The sequence below is a fragment of the Treponema sp. Marseille-Q3903 genome, from assembly GCF_014334335.1.
Lineage (GTDB): Bacteria > Spirochaetota > Spirochaetia > Treponematales > Treponemataceae > Treponema_D.
Genome location: NZ_JACSEU010000001.1, coordinates 2,176,312 through 2,197,969, shown reverse-complemented (window position 1 = coordinate 2,197,969; position 21,658 = coordinate 2,176,312). Strand labels below are relative to the sequence as shown.

The following is a 21,658-nucleotide window of genomic DNA, read 5'->3' as shown; positions in this document are numbered from 1 at the left end:
TTGTACGAATGTCTTGCATTTTATGTCGGCAGAAAGCTTCAACTTGACTTGATTCGATTTATATTGTACTTTTTAACTATTGGATCAGATGCCTTTCAAGTGTCTATCGCAAAACCCCGCCAGAGGAGGAATCCAGCAACGGTATGCGATCAGAGCTGTGCTTAGGATTATCTGATCCTTTTTTTTGAATTCAAAAAAAAGGTAGATAAAAAAAGGTACCAAAAAAAAGTCGCAACCGTGAGGAGAATTTCGGTTGCGACAGGTGGAGAGTGTTATAAAAAAATATCGATTTGAATATTTTATTTATTTATCTGTTTTAACTTGTTTTTAAATTTTGAAGACTTTCAGTCTAGTTTTTTTATTATTTCGACTGCTTTTTCATACTCCTTTTTTAGAGCATCGATTAAAGGTTCAAGAACTTCTTTTTTAGGAAGTTCATCTTTGTCCCTAAGTTCTTCTGTGAGCGCTTCACAATATTTTGACAGATTAGAAAAACCGAGGTTCAGGGAAATCCCTTTCATGTTATGGACAGCAAGAAATGCTTCTTCACAATCGTGAGCTTCAATCGCCTTTTCTAGCTTTTCCATCGTTTTTTCTTCAGGAAATGCTTTTATGAATCTCAAAATCCTTTCGGGCTTTTTGAGTCTGTGAAGTACTTCGTCATAATCTGCAAGAATACTTTTGTATACTTCATCAATTGTCATTAAGCTCATCCCTTCTGTACGCTGCTAAGATTCTATGATAATGAGTGCAGAAAAAGTGCATAAAAAAGAAAAAAAAATGAGAATTTTTTACCTTTTTTTTTAAGATTATCCAAAAAAATCCTTGTTTCACTGGAGACTCGTACTCAAAAGCCCGTTTACGTCTTCTCCCCAACTGTACTGAGCCATGAATTCTTCTTGGAATTTGTATTCAGAATCTTCCCCTTTTTTGAGATAGTCGTAATAATCACAGATAACATTTTCAGGAATGATTGAAACAAATCCTCGCGTTTTGTAGATGATATTCAAAATGCCGTTTTCTGACAAAACTTTAGATAAATCTGCGAGCAATGTGCGCAATCGGCTTTGTTTATTTTTGTGGTTGCGAATGTCTTCAAACAGAATTTCCGAAAGCTCATGTACAGAACATGAAGAACCTTTTCGATAAACAAGATATGCAAGGAGTTCTTTTGTCTTTGTGTTTTTGAACTTAAGAGGCGTTCCTTTGAAAAAACAGTCAAAATTTCCAAAGCACTGGACAAAAGGCTTTTCAGCTTTCCTTGAGAAACTAATGAATTTCTTCAAATAATCAATTTCTTTTTGAACAGCTTCCTTAGTTGCAGGCTTTACAATAAATCCCGAAGCGTTAAGGCGGATTGCATCAAGTGCAAATTTCTCGTATGCAGTTACAAAAATTATGTAGCAGGTAGGACAAATCTGTTGTATTTCTTCCCCTAGTTGTATTCCTCGTCTATCACTCTCCATTACAATATCAAGAAACGCTACGTCAGGGCAATTATTGTGACACCATTCTAAGGCATCTGCCGATTCTGTAAATGATTTTATACTGGTGATATCATCTATCTGCTCTAAAATCAATTCCAGACACGACAATGAAAGCTGCTCGTCATCAACGGCGATAACATTCATAATTATATTATATTATATTCTTGTAATAAAATCAAATATTACTTGAAAATCTTTGAAATTTTTCTTTAAAAAGGAAACCCTGATATTTTACAAGGTGTGTTTTGTAAAATACCAGGGTAACTATATGATGAATGACTTATTTACTGTCATTTTCCCGTTGTTTATACAGCTTCGTTGTGGGCAATATCTTCTTGCATTTCAAGGCAAGCGTAACTGTATAATATCTCTGCGATATTCTTGAGAGGTTTCTTTGTCCTCAATCCCATGCTTGCTGCAAAGTCAACAGCTGCTTTTGTTGCTTTAGGATTCCAGAGTTTTGCGTTATCGAGGTTGATAAAATCGGCATGGAACGAATCTGCGAGCGCTTTGATATGCTTGTTCATTTCTGAGATTTTTGCATCTCCTGTTTTGTTGTTCACAGAGACAAGCGCTACACGACGTGACTGATTTGATGTAACAGAGTTGAGGAGTTCCATGTAGTAATTGTCGAAATCAGAGGCACTTGTTCCAAAGAGTTTTAAGTCTTTTTCACCGATGTGGATTATAACAGCTTCAGGCTCAAGAGGGCTGATATTAGCTTCAAAGAACTCTTTTGCATTTTTTACAGAGAGATTTTCTTCACTTCTGTTGTAGAGCTTAAAGTCAAAACCAAATGAATCAACCAATTCGGTAACAGGAATGTCTTTAGCCATTGAGCTACCAAGAAGAATCACTGAATTCTTTTCAGCAATTTTGTTTAATTCTTTAAAGTTCATATTTTCCTCCGATGAAAAAGTATAGTCTACATTTTTATATTTTTTCTGAAGTTCTCTGATTTTCTGCTTAGTTACTATAGCTGATTTCTGGTTGTCGAGTCGGACATTTCTTATAAACACGAATACGTTTACCATCACTATTGCGAGATTCAAAAAGTAAACAGCCAGCACATAATTAAGTTGATTGTTGATTATCTTTGCAGAAATACCTGCGATATATCCTGTAATAATCAGGATGATAAATGCAAGGCTTGTTCCTTTTGCAGTGCGAGCCTTGTAAGCCTTTATTACATTCAAAGGCCATGAAAAACCAAAACAAATAAGCATTGCTGCTTCAAATAAATGTGCATAATTCATGATTCTAATCTCCTAAGAAAACTTTCATTTTGCTTTAAGCAATCTTTTTGTCTTCTTCGTTGTTTCTGTAACTATAATAACGCAATGCAGAAAATAAACAATTTTTAGAAAGATTAAAAAATTCTTTTTAAAGTTGCCGACTTTTTTTACTTTCTAAAGTGTGTTTTTATTTTTTTATATGCTGTATATTTACATTATGAAAACTAAATCTTCTATAAATGAGCAAAATAAAACTAAAAAAATCAGAAAAAGTAATGCAAAAGGGCGGCTGACTTCGATAAGTCAGTATATTCAGCTCGTTCAGCTTGTCATCATCATCATGACTACGATTTTTATGGCTGTCGGCGGAGTTTTTATAAACATCAACTCAAGCAGCAAAGCGTTTAATGAAAATTTGCAAAATACATCAGCTTTGATCACAAGGCTCTATGATTTTACGCGGTATTACGACAGAGAAGACTTGTGCAGGTATATGGACAACATTGTAGAAGAGCTTGATGATGTCGACATAGTTTCCATAGTAGATAAAAACAACAACCGCATTTATCACACAAATCATTCGCTGATAAACACACAGTATGATGGTACTATTCCTGATTTTGCAGTTCACAAAAAAGGTTACTACACCGAAAACGATACAGGACCTTCAGGCTCCCAGCGGAGAACATATTCTGCAATCTATAACTCAGATGGCGCTTACATCGGATTTATCATGACAATCTGCCTCCGCACTTCAATCATGACCGGAATAATGAGGACAGTCGGACTTTTTATTGTCGTGACGCTTTTAGCAATTTTCTTTGAAGTTGTAATATCAAAAACTTTATCGCGCAAGATAAAAAAAGAGTTTCTCGAATTTACGGAAGATTTTGAAGGCACAAAATTTCTAGTCGATTCGATGCGAGCTAATAATCACGATTTTATAAATAAACTTCACGTGATTTTAGGGTTGGTGCAGATTGGAGAATACGACAAGGCTGTTTCATATATTGAAAATATTTCTATCATCCAAAGAGAAACTGTCAGCACAGTTATGAAAGCGATCGATAATCCGTCGTTTGCAGCTCTTCTGATTGGAAAAATAGCGCGTGCTTCCGAATGCAATGTAAAGTTTTTTTTACAGCAAGGAAGCTATTTTAAGTCTTCAGATGTGGGTGTCCCTTCAGAAGCGCTTGTCACAATAACTGGAAATTTGATTGAAAACGCACTTGACGCAATGAATATGCATTCTCTGAAAAACGGACAAAGCGTAGAGCAAAACGAACTTTCTTTTGGAGTTTTTACAAAACCGGGCGAGCTTCTTCTGACTGTTCAAGATACAGGCGGCGGCATAAAAGCTGAAATACAAGATAAAATATTTGAAAACGGATTTTCAACAAAAGGAAGCGGTCGTGGAGTTGGGCTATATCATACAAAGCAGCTGATTGAAAGCCTCGGCGGTACAATTTCTTTTGAGACGCAATCTGGAAAAGGCACCTGTTTTATGGTAAATTGGAAATCACAATGAGTTTTTCAGTTCTTATAGTTGAAGATGACCCGATGGTCGCAATGATAAACGAACAGTATGTACTCAAAAATAAACAATTTTCAATTGCAGGCTCTTGTCGCAACGGTCAGGAAGCTCTCGATTTTCTGGCAGAAAATAAAGCAGATCTCATAGTGCTTGATGTCTTTATGCCGTACATGGACGGAATTGAAACTCTAAAAAAGATACGCGAAAAAAAAATAAATTCCGAAGTGATTATGGTTACAGCGGCTAACGATACGGCAACTCTTGAAGAGACAATGCATCTGGGCGTAATAGATTATCTGATAAAGCCGTTCGCTTTTGAGCGATTTCAGATCGCGCTCCAAAAATTTGCATCAAAAGTTTCTGCACTGAAAGAAAACGATGTCCTGGACCAGGATTTTGTCGACAGCATTATTTCGAGCGGCGGTAAGCATGGGGAAGCCGTGCCGGTAAATGCAGGAGCGGGTGGGGCATCAAATCTTCCAAAAGGGATACAAAAACACACACTTGAAATGATATTAGATTATTTTAAGGAAAACACAAATTGGACAACAGGTGATAGCGTTGCGGAGAAAACCGGAGTTTCAATAGTGACTGTAAGACATTACATGAATTATCTTGTGCAGACAGGAAAAATAGAAGAAGATATAAATTACGAAACAGGCGGCCGCCCATCGATGATGTATAAAAAGATTTGATGTCTTGAAAAAATCATAAAAAATTTACAGAAGGTTATGAATAAAGTCGGTAGGTTCCGTTTTGAGTTTTAAAATGTGGCAGGGAGGGCGACACTTCTGCGTTTCCATAATCGTGTTACTGGTTTTGTGTCGCCTCCGAGTTTTACTTCGCAAAACTCGCTAGATGAGCAAAAAGCCACCCGAATTAAAAAAAACTACTTTTAGCCAAGTAAAAAGCATTGGTGGTTAAATTTCAAAATCAAGGCAGCTACGTGCAGATGTGAAAGGGCGTACTTTGGAATCTGCCACAGCTACATGAGCCGGGTGTTTTGAATAAAATCTCAAAGCTTCTTCATTTTCAAAAGTGGAGTCGAGCATAAAATCGGCGGTAGATGATGACAGGCGCCCGATCGTGGTTACTTTAATATCAACAAGCCCCGGTATTTTTCCTTTCAAACTTTCAAGTCCGTCTTTAATGTCTTTTTTTACGTTTTCTTTTTCTTTGTCAGACAAGTCAGATTTTAATGTCCATAAGATAATGTGTTTTACCATGATTTTCCTCAAAGTTAATATAAAATATTTTTTGAAGTGGAGAAAGAGGGTGGGGTATTTGACTTTGAACGGTTATCATAAAAGTACAGTCTGAAAATACCCGAAAATAAAGCGGGGGTATAAGATGAAGTACGACAAAGAGTTTAGACAACAGGCAATAAAGCTTTCCGATGAAACCTGAGTTCATGAAGAATGCAGACAGCCTGGAATTATCATGGTATATTAGCCGAATGGAGAAAGTCCCAGAAAACATTCTGAGACGCAATTTTTTCGCCTTAGCAAGCAACGGAAAGTAAGTCTCGGACATTACATATCTTTACGGCAAGGCATGTGTTAAGTACCTGAGCCTGACTGAGGACTTGTTCGACGGAGAAGTCGTAGCGTCGGAAATTTCCGGACATCTTGGCGAGGAGCTGTGCAAAAACATTGGATCTTTCCGCAGCTCAAATAAATCCAGAAAGAGCGGTCTTTCATACAGCCATGGTAAGTGAAAACGGAGTAATAAAGACTGAATGCCCTTACAACAAGTTCGGGAAATCAAAGTTCAAAAGCAGTCAGATTTCCATTGATGATGTTATGGCTGAGATTGCTCCGTTCATTGAATATTATAACAATGAAAGAACAAAGCAATCTCTCGGCAGATTGTCACCGGTGCAGTTTCTGGAACAGAATTGAAAAGAACATATCTGATGGTCATAAAAGATTGACAGGAATCAGCTTATTTGAAATTATAATATCTGTAACCGTTCTGGGCATAGAAAAATAAATCTGTCACCTTAACTGTTTCATGTATGTGTTACAGCTAATTTTAAAATAAAAAGTGTCACCAAATCGGCACCAGTCATTTTTTTAACTGTCACTTTTTTTCGTATACATCATCTTGTCCAGACTCCACGAAGCATGCCTTGACCTGCCATATTTACAAAAGTCACTGGGGAGTGTGTGGCAATCAAGAAAGTTTCATTTCAAATAACAAATTGCAAAATTACATTTGTTCAAAAATACACTTAGTACACTAATTTACTGTTTATATATTATAATATACTTATATGAATATATTTTTTTTCTTTAAAGAAGTGTACTAAAGAAAATTTAAAATATAAAAGGCTCTTTTAAAATCAATCAAATATATTCAGAGCATTTCTATTGTTATCAAATCTAGTTCGGGGGTTACATAATTAAGTGTACTTTTTATGTACTTAAGTACACATCTTTACTTAAAGCACACTTGGGGCATGGGGAAACATGAGTTCTTTGCAATACCAGGCAAAATGTGCTATAATATTCACGATATGAACAACACAGAAACGTCTGAGCAATCAAAAGCAGGAATTCTATTAGGTTCAGCTCCATAAGATAAAATCCAGCCCAAACTCAAAGAAATGGCAGACTTCCTCCAGACACCACAATGTGGCAATTACACAGAAGATCAGATTATACTACTTCCTTCAAGTCTGGAAGAAAAGTTACTTAAGAAAACCTTAGACTTCTGTGGTGCAGAAAAAAAATCCTTTTTATATTTGTACAACCTATGCCACACAGGATTTGAAACAAAAGCTCCGGCTAAGTGAAAAATAAATTTCAAAAACCATTTTCGAAAAAGACGAAAAGAATGGAATCCTAGATGTTCATGTCATTTACGACGTAGACCTCAATTTTGTAGACTACGATTATGATGATAGCTAGCTGAGCAGATCAGATGATTTCTGCTTTACAGTATATCCATCATTAAAGAAAGGAAAAATAGACATATTCAATATGTAAGGATCTGCTTAAACTTTGCAAAAAAATATGAAAAATGATATTGTTATTAATAGTATGAATAGTGATGTAGCAACATTACAAAACATTGCAAACACTCTGGAAGAAGAACCACTTGCAAGCCAGAGACTTCTTGCAGAAAATGCCGGAATGTCCATAGGTCTTATGAACGCCGTACTCAAACGATTCGTAGAACGTGGCTGGATAATGCTTAGTAACGTAAACCTCAGAAAACTTTCATATGCAATAACACCAGAAGGAATTGCAGAACTCACAGCCCACAGACAGCAGTTTGCAAGATGCGCTTTCGAGCTTGCTAATATTTATAAAGATGAACTTTGCAAAATGATTTCAGATGCTAAGGACGAAGGCAAAAACACATTCTGTCTTTATGGCAAAAGCTACATCAAGTTCCTTTTAGTTTATGCCTGTCAGATTCTCAACATTACCTTCCTGGAAAAAGGCATAGATGAGCCAATAGATCAGAATGCTTTCTGCGCAGTCGGCGAACTAAATGATGAAGAAGTAATTAAGTCTTTGGAAGCAAAAGGCTGCCTCAATCTTTTGAATGTAATCAACGCCGGAAAAACTCTCTAAACTTATTTAAGCTATTCCTCTTTTATACCAAGTCCCACCTAGAATCGGATGCTGTTACTCATACGCCTCTTAATTCCCCAACAGACCGCAAACCTCAAAGCTTCTTCTCAAATCTCTAGATTATTAAAGCTTTTGCACTGATTAAAAATATCCACATCATCTGAAATATCTTCTATAAAGTTTTTATCTTCTCGGCAAATATCCATCGGAATATCGTTATCTTCCGGCTTTATAAACAAACATCCGAACAGCATGCTCGCAGGCTGTTCGGGTATCATCAAATATGACTTCTGCCTGGAATCTCCACCAAGCCGCTCTGGTCAATTTCAGCCTCAGTTTGTACATCATAAAAAATAAGTTAGTTTTCAACATCTTTCACAACGGCATAAAAATCAGCTCTAGTCCATCAGGCTTTAGGCTACAATCCAAAGTTCCTGGTAGCTGCTCAAATCACACTTTGTATCAAGATGTATTCTTACTTATTTTCAACAATGGATTATTGAAGATAAGTAAGATAAAAATTATAGTTGCCTGAATTTGTTTTCAAATTAAAAGAACTCCGTCATTTCTAACGGAGTTTTATAAACTTAGTAAACATCAATCTATCAAGTAGTTTTATTCTAGTTCACATCCTGCCATCAAGGAATTTACCAGTTTCCTTATGGTTGAAGTTTGGAATCATCCAGTTGAAAAGGTCAATAAGATCCCCACGAGACCACGAACCTTTTTGCTTAAGACTGGCGATAGTTTGTGTAAATCTCTCAAGCTTTTCTTCATCGTAATCCACCGGATTTTTAATAATTCCAAGCGACTCAAACTTATCCATTACCAATCTTTCTTTATCTGTATAGAACTCTTCAAAGTCCTTTTCTCCAGTTGTATCACTCTTAAAGAAGTAAACTGGATACTTGTGCTGAGCCTTAAGTTCGTTAACACGGCTTCTTGCTTCATCTTCTGTAGCACACTGCACAGGCTCATAGCCAAGATTTTTCAGATATTTTTCTGCAATGCTGCTGAAAGTAACAAGATTCAAATCATAATCGAGCTTTGGGAAGAACACATCGCGGTTTTCACCGAGCAGACAAGACATAACACAAAGCTGACCGGCTTCTTTTGGGGTAACGAAATAGCGACGCACATCATTCGGAGCCGAAAGTGGCTGATTTTTGTCCAGACGGCGGTTGAAGCCGTAAAGCAGAGAACCATCACTGAAGGCAACATTCGCAAAACGTGCAGTGCTAACCGGCATTTCTACCGAGCGGCGGTTCAAAAAGAACTCCATAATTCGTTTGCTGGCTCCCATCATATTAACAGGATTTGCAGCCTTATCTGTAGAAACACAGAAATACTTTTTTGCGCCACATTCTTTTGCCATAAGCATTGCGGAATCGGTGTTTAAGATATTTGTGTCTATCATACGCATAAGCGTATAAGGATCTTTTTCAGAACGCACATGTTTCAATGCAGAGGTATTGAACACATAATCATAGCCACCGATACGCTTTTTCTGCTCATTTATAAACGCACGGAAAATCTCACTGCCACAATCTAGTGCGAAAGTTGCGAACTCTCCATCGCCGTACCCAACTGATGAACGGATATCGCGTACAAGTTCTACCATATTGTTCTCATTTATATCAACAACATGGAGTACCTTTGGATTTCGAGCAAAAAGCTCACGACAGATTGCAGAACCAATTGTTCCAGCACCACCAATAACAAGAAAATTAGATTTTTTTATTTCTTCTCGTAAAAAGTTATCATTTTTCAAAATGTCAAATTCAAATAGTGGTTTTGAACGTCCAATAAGTGAAAGTATATTATCGTACATATTCTTATCCTTAATTAAATATATGTTTTCAATTCAGCAGGTATTTCTGGTAAACCTTTAAAAGCAATATGCCATTTTTTAGAACTTGGGTGTAGCACAGCCTCTGCTGTCATAAAAATTATTTTGAAATACAAAAAGATGTTTTTGTGATCAATGTACCAGCTTTCCAACTGCCCCTTATATGGTTGAATTATATTCTGATGGAAGGTGTCAGGATCTTGCATAGAAGAAAGTATATTCTCCTCATCGCGGAAAGCAATGGAAGCCAAACCTGTTAAACCTGGTCTTGCATTCTTAAATTTATCTCTGCACCACTCAGGGTAAGCCATATAATGAGCCTTTACTGTAGGACGATATCCAACAACACTCATTTGACCGATAAAAATATTTATCAACTGAGGAAGTTCATTTATCTTTGTTTTACGAAGGAACTTTCCCATAGGCAAAATACGAGGGTCATCTTTTGTAGTATATAAACCACCGGTCATATTAGGTGAATTACGCAACATGGTTGCAAACTTTATTACTTTAAATTCTTTACCACCTTTACCAATACGTGTCTGGCCATAAAAAATGTCATGCTCACCAGTTAATTTTAATCCAATCATAATTGGAATCATAAACGGTAAGAGAATAATTATTGCTAATCCAGAAAATAAAATATCAAAAAAACGTGTCATACCTTCCTGTTATAGAATGATTTATTCATTCCATTCTCCATTAATATCAAAATACTTTCCTTCTGGATTAAATTTCGGATGTTTACCATCCTTATCACTTAACAATGGATTTGCATCAGGAGCAACAGCCTTCCAGTCAATTCCAATTATTGGATCATTCCACATCAATCCACCTTCTCCAGATGGGTCATAAAAGTCAGTGCATTTATAGGCAAATATAGCTTCATCAGAAAGTACATAAAAGCCATGAGCAAAGCCTTCCGGAATATAAAACATATTCTGTTTCTCTGAATCCAAGATAACGCCATAATATTTTCCAAAAGTTTCTGAACCTTTTCGAAGGTCTACGGCAACGTCGTATACCTTTCCTTCCAAAGCACGTACAAGCTTTCCCTGTGGATGTTTAGTCTGAAAGTGCAGACCTCTTAAAACACCTTTTGACGATTTTGATTGATTATCTTGTATAAATCTCATTGTTAATCCATTTGTAAAAAACTCATGTTCACTATATGTTTCCAAAAAATAACCTCTTGCATCACCAAAAAGCTTTGGCTGTATTTCATAAAGACCTTTTATTTCTGTTCCATTTGCAAGTTCGCATTTTTTGAATTTAAATGCCATTTTCCTATAACTCCTAGTTTTCTGAAATATATTCAAGATATCGACCATAATCAGTTTTATAGCCCTTTGCAATCTCAAGAAGCTGTTCTTTTGTAAGCCAGCCGTTGTGGAATGCAATTTCTTCTATACAGCTTACATACATTCCCTGACGCTTCTGAATAGTTGCAATAAAGTTGCTTGCTTCAAGAAGACCATCATAAGTTCCTGTATCAAGCCATGCCATACCACGACCAAGAAGCTCTACAGAAAGTTCACCACGGTTCAGATATTCGTTATTGATTGAAGTAATTTCGATTTCACCGCGTGCACTTGGTTTTACGTTTGCTGCAATATCAACTACTGCATTGCTGTAAAAGTAAAGACCAGGAACTGCGTAATTTGATTTTGGATTTGCAGGTTTTTCTTCAATTCCAAGAACTTTTCCGTCCTTGTCAAACTCTACTACACCGTATGCTGCAGGTTCTTTTACAAAGTAACCAAAAATTACGCTGCCGTTTCCTCTTTCTACTTTTTCACGAGTACTGCGCAAGGTAGAAGTAAACCTCTGACCGTAGAAAATATTATCGCCAAGAACGAGGGCAACACTGTCATTTCCAATGAACTCTTTTCCAATTATAAAGGCATCTGCAAGTCCACGAGGCTTATCCTGAACAGCATATTCAAACTTCATTCCAATCCATGCGCCGTCGCCAAAAAGTTCCTTAAAACAGCTGATGTCACGCGGAGTCGAAATAATCAAAATCTCGCGGATTCCTGCAAGCATGAGACATGAAAGAGGATAATAAATCATCGGCTTGTCATAAAGCGGAAGAATCTGCTTTGAGACTGCTTTTGTTATAGGATAAAGACGGGTGCCAGCTCCACCGGCAAGTATAATTCCTTTCATATTATCTTCCCTGTTCTGTATAATTTTTGCTGATCCAGTTTTTGTAATCGCCACTTAAAATGTGGTTGATCCAATCGCTGTTCTTCAAATACCACTTTACAGTTTCCTGCAAGCCTTCTTCAAAAGTCATTTTGCGTTCCCAGCCGAGATGAGTTTTAATCTTTGTACAGTCGATGGCGTAACGCTTGTCGTGTCCAGGACGGTCTTTTACGTAAGTAATTGTCTTTTCAACATCTTCAATTGATTTTCCGATCTGAGTGGCAGTGAGTTCAATTACCTTATGCAGCAGTTTGATATTCTGCCATTCATTTTCACCACCGATGTTGTATTTTTCTCCTGTAACACCCTTATTTACAATGAGCCATACAGCTCGGTTGTGGTCTTCAACATAAATCCAGTCACGGATGTTTTCGCCCTTACCATAAACAGGAAGGCTCTTTCCGTCGCGGATGTTAGAAATCATCAAAGGAAGCAGTTTTTCAGGGAACTGATACGGACCATAGTTGTTTGTACAGTTACTCAAAGTAATTGGAAGTCCGTATGTATGGAAATAAGCCATTACAACGTGGTCTGACGAAGCTTTTGATGAAGAATAGGGTGAACGAGGATCATAAGGTGTGTCCTCGCGGAAATAACCTGTCTCGTCCAAAGAACCATAAACCTCATCAGTTGAAATATGATGGAAAAGCACGTCATCGCGGATTGAATCGTCTTCTTTCTTCCAGTAGTTTTTTGCAACATCAAGAAGAGTAAATGTTCCCATTACATTAGTCTTCATAAATGCTTCAGGACCAAGAATAGAGCGGTCTACGTGACTTTCTGCAGCAAAGTGAATTACAGTGTCAATATCATACTGTTTAAATATCCGCTCAACCTGAGGGCGGTCGCAAATGTCAACTTTTTCAAAGAAATATCTCTGTTTTGCAGTGGTTGAGCCTGTCGAAACTACCCCACTTCCATACTTTTCATCTACATCCTTAAGACTTTCAAGATTTCCTGCATATGTAAGACAGTCTGCGTTTACAACGATTCCGTCAAAGTTTGCGTCATTAAAAAGATTGCTTTCTACAGAAGACATACCAAAAAGATAATGGATAAAATTGGACCCGATGAATCCGGCTCCTCCAGTGATTAAAATATTGTGAAATTTTCTAGACATCGTTATTTTTGTTTTCTCCATTCTTCATATGTAATGGCAAATCGTACAATATCTTCATATTCACCATCAGCATTTACAGCTTCTTTGCCTAAAATTGTTTCTTTAGTAAATCCTGCTTTTTCCAGTAAACTTGCTTCATCAAGGAATTTATAAAAAACATAAGAATAAACTTTATGCATATTTAATTCGTTGAACACCTTATCCAAAAGCATTCTTATAGCAATTGCCTGACTTTCAGTATTCCACTCTTCATCGTCACTTGTAAAAATACATAATTCACAGCGATTGTTTGTATGGTCAATATCTTTTAGGTACACAGTAGCAATTGGATAAAACGCAACTCCATAATCTTCCATATCGCGTTCAACAATAAACTGCTGGTATATTCCTGTTTCTATATTTTTGTGAAAGAATTCTTCGTTAGACTCAAGTGTAATAGGATTTTGATTAAGACAATGTGCTCTTACGCTTGGTGTATTTCGCCATTTTACAATTTTTGCACCATCTTCTAGCTTTATGGGTCTCAAAACAATACGCATACACTTTCCTCCTAATTTTTTCATTCTTAAATTTACAATGAGTATTTACTATTTATAAATACTCATTATATGAAGATTTTACTTTATGAAATATTTTTTATCAAGTATAACGCTTTCTTTATACTTGCATCTCACCGTCTATTCCAATTACTTCTCCGGTTACATAAGATGATAAATCTGAAGCAAGAAACAGAATAACATTTGCTACATCTAAAGGTTCGCCAAGTCTGCCAATTTTTACATTTTTGAGGTTTTCCTGGATTTTTATATCACCAATTGCTTGTAACAAACCTGTGTTTATAAGACCCGGGGCGACAGCATTTACTCTAATGCCGTTTGGAGCTAATTCTTTAGCTGCTGCCTTAGTTAATGAAGCAACAGCACCTTTTGAAGCGGAATATACAAGTTGTCCAGCAGCTCCTTCAACTCCAACAATACTTGAAATGTTTATAATAGAACCAGATTTCTGTCTTCCCATTAACTTATTTGCAAGTTGTATCATATTAATAACTGAAAAAACATTAATTTTGAAAACATCTTCTATAAGTTGCTGTCCAATCATACCTATAACATTATCACGCATGATTCCAGCATTATTAACAAGTATATCAAGGTGTCCAGATTCATTCTTTATTTTAAGTATTGCTTTCTTTGCTTCGCTCTCATCAGTGATATCAAAATAAATTGGGATTATCTGAGTATCAAAACGTTTTCCTGTTTCTTGTGCAAAAGAATCAAGACTGCTTTCTGCAATATCTGTAGCATAAACAACAGCACCTTCTTCTGCAAAACGTTCTACAGTTTTATTACCAATTCCTTTTCCAGCTCCTGTCACAAGAGCAACCTTGCCTTCCAATAAACCTTTATGCAGCATAGTTATATCCCTCCTGCACTGAATTTGAAAGGCAAGAAATATATACTATTCTATTGCCCCCCCCTGACTGTACGTTTGACAAGTTGTTCATAATTTTCTCCTTAATTATGTTTGGTTCTAAGCCACTTTCGTTCATTTGATATTTATAACTTCCGGCATGCACAAATATATCATTAATTCCAATAGAAATAATAGGTTTATGTAAACCTTCCTTGCAAAGGCATTCAGCAACTGCACTGTATAATCCACCAATTACACTATGTTCCTCTGCAGTTACAATTAATTTATGCTTTTTATTTGCATGCATAATTGCATCAACATCCAAAGGCTTAATAGTATGCATGTTAATTACAGAACATGAAATATCATCATCTTCTAAAAGTTTTGCCACTATAAGAGACTGTGCCACCATAGAACCTGTTGCTATGATTGCAACATCTTCGCCTTCTTTCAATGTTACTGCCTTTCCAATTTCAAAATTATAATCTTCTTTATAGACAATTGGAGTATTCATAGGTCCAGTAAGTCTGATATATGTTGGATCTGGAGTTTTTGAAGATGCAATAATCGCCTTTATTATTTCGGTACAATCTGCAGGCGAGATTACTGTGATATTTGGTAGTGCACGCATGAGTGCAATATCCTCAATACTAACATGTGTTGCTCCAAGGATTCCTGCACCATATCCCGCTGTAAGTCCAATTAACTTGATTGGTAGTTTCATATATGACATATTTACACGAACTTGATCTGCACATCTTGAAGCACAGAAACTTGCGTATGTATTTGCGAATGGAATAAAACCTTCTTTTGCTAAACCTGCTGCAATACCAATCATATTCTGTTCTGCAATACCTGTATTATAAATTCTATCTGGGTATGCATTTTTAAAACGTTCAAGTCCAGAAAAAAAACATAAATCTGCTGTAAGCATTAAAACATTTGGATTTGTTTCTGCGAGTTCCATTGCTGCAGTACCATGCGCTCCACTTGGGCCAAGAAGAGACCATGTTCTAATATTTCTTTTATCAAATTCAATCATACAGCAGCCTCCAGTTCAGATACAGCTTTTTCATACAACTCTTTTGAAAGATTTGAATTATGGTATTTCCAGTTATTTTCCATAAAAGAAATACCCTTGCCTTTTATTGTATGCGCAAGAATTGCTAAAGGTTTATCTGTTCTATGAGTATAAGCATCAAGGATTTCTTCAATATTATGCCCGTCAATTGAAAGTACATCCCATCCAAAATCTTTCCATTTTTTTTCAAAAGGAGACATATCTAAGACTTCTGTTGTATAACCATCATATTGAATAGCATTCATATCTACTATTGCAACAAGGTTGTCTAACTTGTAATGGGCAGCACTAGCGGCAGCTTCCCATACAGAGCCTTCGTCACATTCTCCATCACCAAGGAAAACAAAAGAACGGGAATCATTATTATCCTTTCTTTTTAAGGCTAAACAAGTTCCAGTTCCTAATGAAAGCCCCTGTCCCAGACTGCCACTTGCAAACTCTATTCCTGGCAAACCGTTAAGAGATGGATGACCACCAAGTTTACTTCCGTCTTGCTTAAAAGTTGATAATTCTGATTCAGAAATTATATTAGCTTCGACCATAGCCGGATAAAGAGCCATGGCTGCATGTCCCTTGCTTAAGATAACTCTATCTCTACCTTCCCAATTAGGTTCATCAGGCTTAAATTTAATAATACCAGCGTATAATCCAGCAAGAAGTTCAACAATCGAAAGACTTCCTCCCAGATGTGCACCGGTATTTCCTGTAGCATAAGTCATTTCTATTATCTGGCGTCGTATACGCTTAGAAGCATTTGTGCATTTAGAAATCAAATCTTTATTTGCCATTTAGATACCTCCATCGACTCTAATTATTTGACCTGTCATATAACTTGCCATATCACTTGCAAGGAACGCAGAAACATTTGCAACTTCTTCCGGTTTTCCCATTCTTTTCATTATAACTTTTGATAATATCTCTGTTTTTAATTGTTCATCAATTTGTGCTCCCATATCTGTTTCAATAATTCCAGGAGCAATGCAATTTACACGAATATTAAAAGGGGCAAATTCACGTGCCAGATTCTTTGTTCCTCCCAAAATAGCAGCTTTACTTGCAGCATATTCATATTGAGCGGGTGTTCCATCAAGTCCAGCTATAGAAGAAATATTGATAATACTTCCTCCATTTTGTCTGGTCATAATTCTAGATACATATTGGGTTAGCATGGTTACTGCAAAAAAGTTTACATCAAACACATGTTTCATTTTATCCATTTGTGTCATCTGAAAACTTGTGCTGTCATCTGCAATTCCTGCGACATTAACAAGAACATCAACTGGTAATTTATGAGAGCGTATTGATTGAATTGCGTTTTTTAATTCAGTTTCATTTGTAACATCAAAGAAAATAGGCCAAATTTGTACATTATTCTTTTCAGCGATATTCTTCATGTCTTTAATAAATGCTTCATCCTGCTTTCTAGCACAAGCCCAAATATTTGCTCCTTGATTAGCAAAAGCTTCAACAATAGCTCTACCAATACCGCGTCTTGAACCTGTAATAACTGCATTTTTACCTTTTAAGATATCCATCATATTATATTAACTCTCCTTGACATCTGTCTTATCAAGTCATAACCATCCCAAATCAAAGTAAAGTCCATAGACTTTCCCATTGGTACAATTCTATCAATTCCAAAAGGTCTGGCTTCTTCAAGGAATTTTCTAAACTCTTCTTCTTTTACACCAAAGTATGTTAAGGTCTGACATCTGACATCACAAACATTAACAATTTCATTAAGAGAATTAATATCCTTCTCAAAATAAAAACCGCTATTGTACTTATAGTTCATCAAGTCCTTGTCAATAGAATCAACATTAATTCTTGTAATGAACATATCATTACTTTCTACTACTTTTACATCTTTCTTTGCCGCAACAGAATACATAGCAGTAAGTTTACCTACAGACTGCACTGATGCCAATGAATATTTACTCTTTACTAGTTCATGAACACGGTTCCAGAAATCAGTTTTAGCTTCTGCTTTTTTTTCACCAATCCAGAAAATAATTCTTGGCGATGTACATGCATTCTGGTCAGAGAAATAAGTATCATTATAGAAATTCTGAATAACATCATCTTTATTATCAGCGGTTAAGAATGCATCTGCATTTACAACAGCAATTGAATGTCGATCAGCAAAAGTTATTTCTGTTGTTCTTGCAGGTATTTTAGACTGCCTTAATTCCGCAACAGTCATATCACCCCCCCAGATAACTCTTACATTACAAAGTGCTGAAAATGTATCTGTTATTTCTTTTACAGGTGGAAACTTTACAAACACAATGTATGGAATCATATTCTTGTGTTTATCAGCAAGAAGTTCATTAATAGCATTGCAAATAATTGTAACCTGTTCAAATGGCTTTCCTGGTAAGCGTACAAGATTGGCATTTCCAGCAAGTAAACCAGCAGCAAAACTGAATGCAAAATTAACAGGTACATTTGATGGTGTACTATGAAAAACAATTCCTTTTCCGAATCTTTCCATTACGTCATCATATTTTTCTTTTTCTTTCAAAAGAGCAGCTTTTCTACACCAAAATCCAAAAGTTGCAACATCAGAATATTCTCTATTTACTCTAAGGATAGCTGATAAATCATTTAAAAAAGCAATAACTTCATCATCAAATGGACGAAGCACTTTTGCATTATTCATCTGTTCAACCACTTCTGGCGAACCAACTACATACTGTAATTCATTAAAACTTAGTTGCATAGGTATCACTGCATCCCCTTATTTCAGCATTTTTTAATCTTCCGTGAATCTTAAAGTATTTTCCTTTTCGACCACATGGACAATCATCAATTCCTTCAATTAGACCTTCATCTTCTGTAAGCAAACTGTGTCCCGGATACGATTCTGGGATTGTTGAGACAACTTGAATTACTCCTGTTTCGCCAATATCTGCTTCAGAATAATCTATAGGTCTTCTTATTATAACATCAGAAAAATTAGAGGAATGTAAATGCCCGCATTCACATTCCATATAAATACAGCCAGTCTGTTCAACCATGCCGTAATAATCATGAATATCATGAAGTCCACATACATCGTTAAGTCTCTTATGAAATTCATCATGACTTACAGCCTCAGAGATTAACTTTTTCCAGCCACCTCCATGAATTAAGACTCCATTAGAAAGGTCAAAAGTTATACTTTCATCTTTGAGCCGTAATAATTCTTTGTAAAAATGCTGCCAAATCATGAAAGTAAAACCAAATAAAAGAATTTTTTGTCCTTTGTATGTTTCCAAAAAATCTTTTAATGCTTCTACATCAAGCTTCATTTCATCATTAAGAGCATAAATCTTTTTAGCACCAAAAATAGAAAAACCTAAGATTCCGGCACCTCGTGCAGAAAACATAGCTCTGTCTTTTATAACACCAGGGCAGTCAATGATAATCATTGGCATTCTTGCAGAGCCAGTAAATTCAGAAACAATCTTTACCATAGTTTTCTGTTGATTAGCAGAAGTTGTCCTGTCAAGGTAAATCTTACTTACAGCTTGTCCCGTAGTTCCTGATGAAGTCATTGTTTTTACAATTTCATCATTGTTTACAGACTTTAGTTCCATATCCTTGAACAATCTTACTGGTAAAAATGGCAGATCTTTGTAAGATTTAACATTTTTCTCATCATAATTAATTGCATTCAACATTTTTTTGTATTCAGGACATTTTTCCTGATGCAATCTTGTCAATCCGGTGAGTCTTTCTGTCAGCAGTTTAGCTTTTTCCTCTTCATCTAATGAATAAGGAGGAATATTTAGAATTTCATCAAACGTCATTTATTGCCCCTATCTTTTCCTTTATTATATTTGCTATATCGCAATAGTGTTCTTTCATAAAAAAATGAGTACCATCAAATTCATGATACTCACACTTTTCTGTAAAATATTTATTCCAATATTTCATTTTATCAAAAGGTGTATCATTTTCTGAATAAAAAACTACAGCAGGAATAAGAGATTTAAGTTTTAAATCTTCAAAATTGTATTTATGAATAATATAATAATCGGCTCTGTATATAGGTAAGTACATTCGCCAAAAACTCTTATTGTTAATTAATTTTTCTGGTACACCACCAAAACTGATAGTCCGTTCTTTTACGAAATCATCCATTTCAGATTCAGAAAAGTTCTTTATAACAGTTTTTGTATAAGGTTCATGTGCAGCAAGAAAAATAAAATCAGGAAGTTTAATATTTTCTCTGTCAATTATTCTCTTTAAAACTTCAACAACACTTATTGTTCCCATGCTGTATCCAAATAATGCGTACGTACCCCCTTTGTAGTTATTTATTAAATTATTATATAAATCATCAGCAAGTTCATTAAAATTCTTGTAAAAAGGTTCTTTAAATCTATTGCCATGACCTGCATATTCAAGTGGAATTACTTCCACATTATCTAGATATTTTTCTATACTATCAAAAAAAGATGCAGTACCACCTGCATATGTAAAACAAAATAACTGTGTTTTATTCTGCATAGTATTTTTTCAATTCATTATATAGAATCTTACCAGAATCATTTTTTGGAATATTATCAATTACAAAAACCTTAAAAGCTGCAGGATTAAGTTTTGTCTTATTTACAATAAAATCTTTTACAGGTTCTGCTAAATTATTATCTGTAACAAAAATGTACATATGATCATCAACACCAGTGCTTGCTGCATCAGCATTAAATGATTCCTTTATAAGTCTATCAACTTCATCAAGATTTACACGATTTCCGTATATTTTCAAAAATCTTTTCTTTCGGCCTACAACATAGTAATAGCCGTCTTCATCAAACTGAGCCATATCCCCGGTTTCAAGAATTCCATTGCGTTCATCACCTTTAGAAAGATCCTCTGAGCATTCTGCATAACCAAGCGTTACATTCTTTCCTTCATAAACAAGTTCGCCAGTTGTATGAGGCGCTGTAATTTCACTGCCATCAGCAGCAATTAACTTAAACTTTCCGCCCGGTATTACAATTCCCATCGCACCTTTCTTTTCAACTGCTTTTTCAGGAGGAAGATATCCCATGCGTGCAGTTGCCTCACACTGCCCGTACATTACAACAAATTTTTTACCATTGTCTTTTGCATAATTAGCAAATTTTTCGTGAAGCTCAGGAAGAATTTTTCCTCCAGCTTGTGTAATTGTACGAAGACTTGGTAAATTCATCCTGTAAAAACGAAGCCGATCTAACATTTCATAAGTATAAGGCACACCACCAAATGATGTTGCTTCTGATGCCTTAAAGAATTCCCAAAACTCTTTTTGCATAATACCTTTATCTGTTACAAGAATAGTTGCTCCAACCAGTAAATGACTGTTTATAATAGATAACCCATAAGTATAGTTCATTGGTAAAGTTGTGATTGGGCGTTCTGTTTCATCAAGTTCCAGGTATTGTATGATAGATTTTGCGTTATCAAGAATGTTTTCATAAGATTGTCGTACTAATTTTGGAGAACCTGTTGAACCAGACGTAGTAAGAAGCAATGCCAGTTCATCGTAAAGCTTATATTTTATACCATATCCAGTATCGATAAGTATATAATTGAAAGCTTCATAAATAACTGTCATTGTAGAGAATTGCTCTTTCTGGTCTTTCGGAATCCATAAATATGCAGGTTTGTAAGTTTCCAAAAGACTGTTAAGCAAGTTTTCCTCTAAATGACTGTTTAATAGAATAGGTACAATTTCATTTTGAATAAAAGAAACGTACCCAAGAATGGAACCTATCTCATTTCTGCAAAGAGAAAATACCAGACAGCGAGAACTAACTTTTTCTGCCAGTTTTTTGGATTCAGAGTTTAACTCATTATAGGTTACAGTCTTTCCAAATTCATCTTTGATGGCTATTTTTTCTTTAAATTGTTCAAGATTCCAAATCTTTTGCATTAGAATTCTACTCCGTAATCAGGTTTAGACAAAATTTCTTTACCTTTTGCATAAGAACTTAAATCAATAATATCAGTTGTATCTAACATAATATCAAAAGCATCTTCAAGTGCAGCAACAAGTCCCATGTGACCGACAGAATCCCAGGCTGAAATGTCCTGATACTTAAGATTAGCAAGGTCGCTTTCATTAATCTTAAATGTTTCAATAAATACACTATTGTATTTTTCCAAATTACTCAT

25 protein-coding genes and 1 other RNA gene are annotated in these 21,658 nt (G+C 35.7%); 6 read left to right on the top strand and 20 right to left on the bottom strand.

Annotated features, from left to right (window positions below; all coding sequences use genetic code 11):
- Positions 1 to 82 precede the first annotated feature (82 nt).
- Positions 83 to 180: signal recognition particle sRNA small type (gene ffs / locus H9I37_RS10005), an RNA gene on the top strand.
- A 164-nt stretch (positions 181 to 344) separates the two neighbouring features.
- On the opposite strand, the gene H9I37_RS10000 is transcribed toward ffs, so the two are convergent.
- The 3 genes from H9I37_RS10000 to H9I37_RS11395 all read right to left on the bottom strand — a co-directional run bounded on the left by H9I37_RS10000 (position 345) and on the right by H9I37_RS11395 (position 2,743).
- The gene (locus H9I37_RS10000; protein ID WP_187382477.1) at positions 345 to 704 is read right to left on the bottom strand and encodes an Hpt domain-containing protein; all 360 of its coding nucleotides are present in this window, start codon (positions 702 to 704) and stop codon (positions 345 to 347) included.
- Positions 705 to 830: 126 nt separating this feature from the next.
- The gene (locus tag H9I37_RS09995; protein WP_187382476.1) at positions 831 to 1,631 is read right to left on the bottom strand and encodes a LytR/AlgR family response regulator transcription factor; all 801 of its coding nucleotides are present in this window, start codon (positions 1,629 to 1,631) and stop codon (positions 831 to 833) included.
- A gap of 161 nt (positions 1,632 to 1,792) precedes the next feature.
- Positions 1,793 to 2,743 carry an SGNH/GDSL hydrolase family protein gene (locus H9I37_RS11395; RefSeq protein ID WP_222864207.1) on the bottom strand — a complete coding sequence of 317 codons (951 nt, stop codon included), beginning with the start codon at positions 2,741 to 2,743 and terminating at the stop codon, positions 1,793 to 1,795.
- Between the two features lie 196 nt (positions 2,744 to 2,939).
- On the opposite strand from H9I37_RS11395, the gene H9I37_RS09985 reads away from it, so the two are divergent.
- The gene (locus H9I37_RS09985; protein WP_187382475.1) at positions 2,940 to 4,250 is read left to right on the top strand and encodes a sensor histidine kinase; all 1,311 of its coding nucleotides are present in this window, start codon (positions 2,940 to 2,942) and stop codon (positions 4,248 to 4,250) included.
- Entirely contained in the window at positions 4,247 to 4,951 is a 705-nt protein-coding gene (locus tag H9I37_RS09980) for a response regulator (RefSeq protein ID WP_187382474.1), read from the top strand. Before H9I37_RS09985 ends, H9I37_RS09980 begins: the two co-directional genes overlap by 4 nt.
- A 225-nt stretch (positions 4,952 to 5,176) precedes the next feature.
- Here the strand turns inward: H9I37_RS09980 and H9I37_RS09975 are convergent, their stop codons facing one another.
- Positions 5,177 to 5,482 carry a Dabb family protein gene (locus H9I37_RS09975; protein ID WP_187382473.1) on the bottom strand — a complete coding sequence of 102 codons (306 nt, stop codon included), beginning with the start codon at positions 5,480 to 5,482 and terminating at the stop codon, positions 5,177 to 5,179.
- 480 nt (positions 5,483 to 5,962) lie between these two features.
- Between H9I37_RS09975 and H9I37_RS09970 the strand changes: the two genes are divergently transcribed.
- The 3 genes from H9I37_RS09970 (at position 5,963) to H9I37_RS09960 (ending at position 7,840) form a co-directional block, all read left to right on the top strand.
- On the top strand, positions 5,963 to 6,157 hold the full coding sequence (locus H9I37_RS09970; RefSeq protein ID WP_187382472.1) for an IS3 family transposase: 195 nt from the start codon (positions 5,963 to 5,965) through the stop codon (positions 6,155 to 6,157).
- 518 nt (positions 6,158 to 6,675) lie between these two features.
- Positions 6,676 to 6,837: a hypothetical protein gene (locus tag H9I37_RS09965; RefSeq protein ID WP_187382471.1), complete on the top strand. Its 162-nt coding sequence runs from the start codon at positions 6,676 to 6,678 to the stop codon at positions 6,835 to 6,837.
- Positions 6,838 to 7,300: 463 nt separating this feature from the next.
- On the top strand, positions 7,301 to 7,840 hold the full coding sequence (locus tag H9I37_RS09960) for a winged helix-turn-helix transcriptional regulator (protein WP_187382470.1): 540 nt from the start codon (positions 7,301 to 7,303) through the stop codon (positions 7,838 to 7,840).
- Positions 7,841 to 7,947: 107 nt separating this feature from the next.
- Here the strand turns inward: H9I37_RS09960 and H9I37_RS09955 are convergent, their stop codons facing one another.
- The 16 genes from H9I37_RS09955 to H9I37_RS09880 all read right to left on the bottom strand — a co-directional run bounded on the left by H9I37_RS09955 (position 7,948) and on the right by H9I37_RS09880 (position 21,658).
- On the bottom strand, positions 7,948 to 8,121 hold the full coding sequence (locus H9I37_RS09955) for a hypothetical protein (RefSeq protein ID WP_187382469.1): 174 nt from the start codon (positions 8,119 to 8,121) through the stop codon (positions 7,948 to 7,950).
- Between the two features lie 344 nt (positions 8,122 to 8,465).
- Complete coding sequence (locus H9I37_RS09950) at positions 8,466 to 9,671, bottom strand: UDP-N-acetylglucosamine 4,6-dehydratase (RefSeq protein WP_187382468.1); 1,206 nt, start codon at positions 9,669 to 9,671, stop codon at positions 8,466 to 8,468.
- A gap of 14 nt (positions 9,672 to 9,685) precedes the next feature.
- Positions 9,686 to 10,351 (bottom strand): sugar transferase, encoded by a 666-nt coding sequence (locus H9I37_RS09945; protein ID WP_187382467.1) that lies wholly within the window; start codon positions 10,349 to 10,351, stop codon positions 9,686 to 9,688.
- Between the two features lie 21 nt (positions 10,352 to 10,372).
- Positions 10,373 to 10,972, bottom strand: a complete 600-nt coding sequence (gene rfbC / locus H9I37_RS09940) for a dTDP-4-dehydrorhamnose 3,5-epimerase (RefSeq protein ID WP_187382466.1) — start codon at positions 10,970 to 10,972, stop codon at positions 10,373 to 10,375.
- A gap of 13 nt (positions 10,973 to 10,985) precedes the next feature.
- Positions 10,986 to 11,858 (bottom strand): glucose-1-phosphate thymidylyltransferase RfbA, encoded by an 873-nt coding sequence (gene rfbA / locus H9I37_RS09935; protein ID WP_187382465.1) that lies wholly within the window; start codon positions 11,856 to 11,858, stop codon positions 10,986 to 10,988.
- Position 11,859: 1 nt separating this feature from the next.
- The gene (gene rfbB, locus H9I37_RS09930) at positions 11,860 to 13,017 is read right to left on the bottom strand and encodes a dTDP-glucose 4,6-dehydratase (RefSeq protein WP_187382464.1); all 1,158 of its coding nucleotides are present in this window, start codon (positions 13,015 to 13,017) and stop codon (positions 11,860 to 11,862) included.
- A gap of 2 nt (positions 13,018 to 13,019) precedes the next feature.
- Positions 13,020 to 13,556 carry a GNAT family N-acetyltransferase gene (locus H9I37_RS09925; RefSeq protein WP_187382463.1) on the bottom strand — a complete coding sequence of 179 codons (537 nt, stop codon included), beginning with the start codon at positions 13,554 to 13,556 and terminating at the stop codon, positions 13,020 to 13,022.
- A gap of 118 nt (positions 13,557 to 13,674) precedes the next feature.
- Entirely contained in the window at positions 13,675 to 14,430 is a 756-nt protein-coding gene (locus H9I37_RS09920; RefSeq protein ID WP_187382462.1) for an SDR family NAD(P)-dependent oxidoreductase, read from the bottom strand.
- On the bottom strand, positions 14,420 to 15,472 hold the full coding sequence (locus H9I37_RS09915; RefSeq protein WP_187382461.1) for a transketolase family protein: 1,053 nt from the start codon (positions 15,470 to 15,472) through the stop codon (positions 14,420 to 14,422). Before H9I37_RS09915 ends, H9I37_RS09920 begins: the two co-directional genes overlap by 11 nt.
- Complete coding sequence (locus tag H9I37_RS09910) at positions 15,469 to 16,299, bottom strand: transketolase (protein WP_187382460.1); 831 nt, start codon at positions 16,297 to 16,299, stop codon at positions 15,469 to 15,471. The genes H9I37_RS09915 and H9I37_RS09910 overlap by 4 nt, the downstream gene beginning before the upstream one ends.
- On the bottom strand, positions 16,300 to 17,049 hold the full coding sequence (locus H9I37_RS09905; protein ID WP_222864206.1) for an SDR family NAD(P)-dependent oxidoreductase: 750 nt from the start codon (positions 17,047 to 17,049) through the stop codon (positions 16,300 to 16,302). It abuts the gene before it with no gap.
- Positions 17,046 to 18,233 carry an acyl-CoA reductase gene (locus tag H9I37_RS09900; RefSeq protein WP_187382459.1) on the bottom strand — a complete coding sequence of 396 codons (1,188 nt, stop codon included), beginning with the start codon at positions 18,231 to 18,233 and terminating at the stop codon, positions 17,046 to 17,048. Before H9I37_RS09900 ends, H9I37_RS09905 begins: the two co-directional genes overlap by 4 nt.
- Entirely contained in the window at positions 18,217 to 19,305 is a 1,089-nt protein-coding gene (locus tag H9I37_RS09895) for a LuxE/PaaK family acyltransferase (RefSeq protein ID WP_187382458.1), read from the bottom strand. The genes H9I37_RS09900 and H9I37_RS09895 overlap by 17 nt, the downstream gene beginning before the upstream one ends.
- Complete coding sequence (locus H9I37_RS09890; RefSeq protein WP_187382457.1) at positions 19,295 to 20,008, bottom strand: thioesterase II family protein; 714 nt, start codon at positions 20,006 to 20,008, stop codon at positions 19,295 to 19,297. Before H9I37_RS09890 ends, H9I37_RS09895 begins: the two co-directional genes overlap by 11 nt.
- Positions 19,998 to 21,416 carry an AMP-binding protein gene (locus H9I37_RS09885; protein ID WP_222864205.1) on the bottom strand — a complete coding sequence of 473 codons (1,419 nt, stop codon included), beginning with the start codon at positions 21,414 to 21,416 and terminating at the stop codon, positions 19,998 to 20,000. Before H9I37_RS09885 ends, H9I37_RS09890 begins: the two co-directional genes overlap by 11 nt.
- Positions 21,416 to 21,658 (bottom strand): acyl carrier protein, encoded by a 243-nt coding sequence (locus H9I37_RS09880; RefSeq protein WP_187382456.1) that lies wholly within the window; start codon positions 21,656 to 21,658, stop codon positions 21,416 to 21,418. The genes H9I37_RS09885 and H9I37_RS09880 overlap by 1 nt, the downstream gene beginning before the upstream one ends.

Coding starts and splice junctions, on each gene's coding strand:
- H9I37_RS09920 (WP_187382462.1), bottom strand. CDS start 14,430: ATGCTGCATAAAGGTTTATTGGAAGGCAAGGTTGCTCTTGTGACAGGA.
- H9I37_RS09975 (WP_187382473.1), bottom strand. CDS start 5,482: ATGGTAAAACACATTATCTTATGGACATTAAAATCTGACTTGTCTGAC.
- H9I37_RS09980 (WP_187382474.1), top strand. CDS start 4,247: ATGAGTTTTTCAGTTCTTATAGTTGAAGATGACCCGATGGTCGCAATG.
- H9I37_RS09910 (WP_187382460.1), bottom strand. CDS start 16,299: ATGGCAAATAAAGATTTGATTTCTAAATGCACAAATGCTTCTAAGCGT.
- H9I37_RS09985 (WP_187382475.1), top strand. CDS start 2,940: ATGAAAACTAAATCTTCTATAAATGAGCAAAATAAAACTAAAAAAATC.
- H9I37_RS09995 (WP_187382476.1), bottom strand. CDS start 1,631: ATGAATGTTATCGCCGTTGATGACGAGCAGCTTTCATTGTCGTGTCTG.
- H9I37_RS09950 (WP_187382468.1), bottom strand. CDS start 9,671: ATGTACGATAATATACTTTCACTTATTGGACGTTCAAAACCACTATTT.
- rfbA (WP_187382465.1), bottom strand. CDS start 11,858: ATGAAAGGAATTATACTTGCCGGTGGAGCTGGCACCCGTCTTTATCCT.
- rfbB (WP_187382464.1), bottom strand. CDS start 13,017: ATGTCTAGAAAATTTCACAATATTTTAATCACTGGAGGAGCCGGATTC.
- H9I37_RS09945 (WP_187382467.1), bottom strand. CDS start 10,351: ATGACACGTTTTTTTGATATTTTATTTTCTGGATTAGCAATAATTATT.
- H9I37_RS11395 (WP_222864207.1), bottom strand. CDS start 2,743: ATGAATTATGCACATTTATTTGAAGCAGCAATGCTTATTTGTTTTGGT.
- H9I37_RS10000 (WP_187382477.1), bottom strand. CDS start 704: ATGACAATTGATGAAGTATACAAAAGTATTCTTGCAGATTATGACGAA.
- rfbC (WP_187382466.1), bottom strand. CDS start 10,972: ATGGCATTTAAATTCAAAAAATGCGAACTTGCAAATGGAACAGAAATA.
- H9I37_RS09905 (WP_222864206.1), bottom strand. CDS start 17,049: ATGATGGATATCTTAAAAGGTAAAAATGCAGTTATTACAGGTTCAAGA.
- H9I37_RS09970 (WP_187382472.1), top strand. CDS start 5,963: ATGGTAAGTGAAAACGGAGTAATAAAGACTGAATGCCCTTACAACAAG.
- H9I37_RS09965 (WP_187382471.1), top strand. CDS start 6,676: ATGTACTTAAGTACACATCTTTACTTAAAGCACACTTGGGGCATGGGG.
- H9I37_RS09895 (WP_187382458.1), bottom strand. CDS start 19,305: ATGACGTTTGATGAAATTCTAAATATTCCTCCTTATTCATTAGATGAA.
- H9I37_RS09900 (WP_187382459.1), bottom strand. CDS start 18,233: ATGCAACTAAGTTTTAATGAATTACAGTATGTAGTTGGTTCGCCAGAA.
- H9I37_RS09915 (WP_187382461.1), bottom strand. CDS start 15,472: ATGATTGAATTTGATAAAAGAAATATTAGAACATGGTCTCTTCTTGGC.
- H9I37_RS09890 (WP_187382457.1), bottom strand. CDS start 20,008: ATGCAGAATAAAACACAGTTATTTTGTTTTACATATGCAGGTGGTACT.
- H9I37_RS09880 (WP_187382456.1), bottom strand. CDS start 21,658: ATGAGTAATTTGGAAAAATACAATAGTGTATTTATTGAAACATTTAAG.
- H9I37_RS09960 (WP_187382470.1), top strand. CDS start 7,301: ATGAATAGTGATGTAGCAACATTACAAAACATTGCAAACACTCTGGAA.
- H9I37_RS09925 (WP_187382463.1), bottom strand. CDS start 13,556: ATGCGTATTGTTTTGAGACCCATAAAGCTAGAAGATGGTGCAAAAATT.
- H9I37_RS09885 (WP_222864205.1), bottom strand. CDS start 21,416: ATGCAAAAGATTTGGAATCTTGAACAATTTAAAGAAAAAATAGCCATC.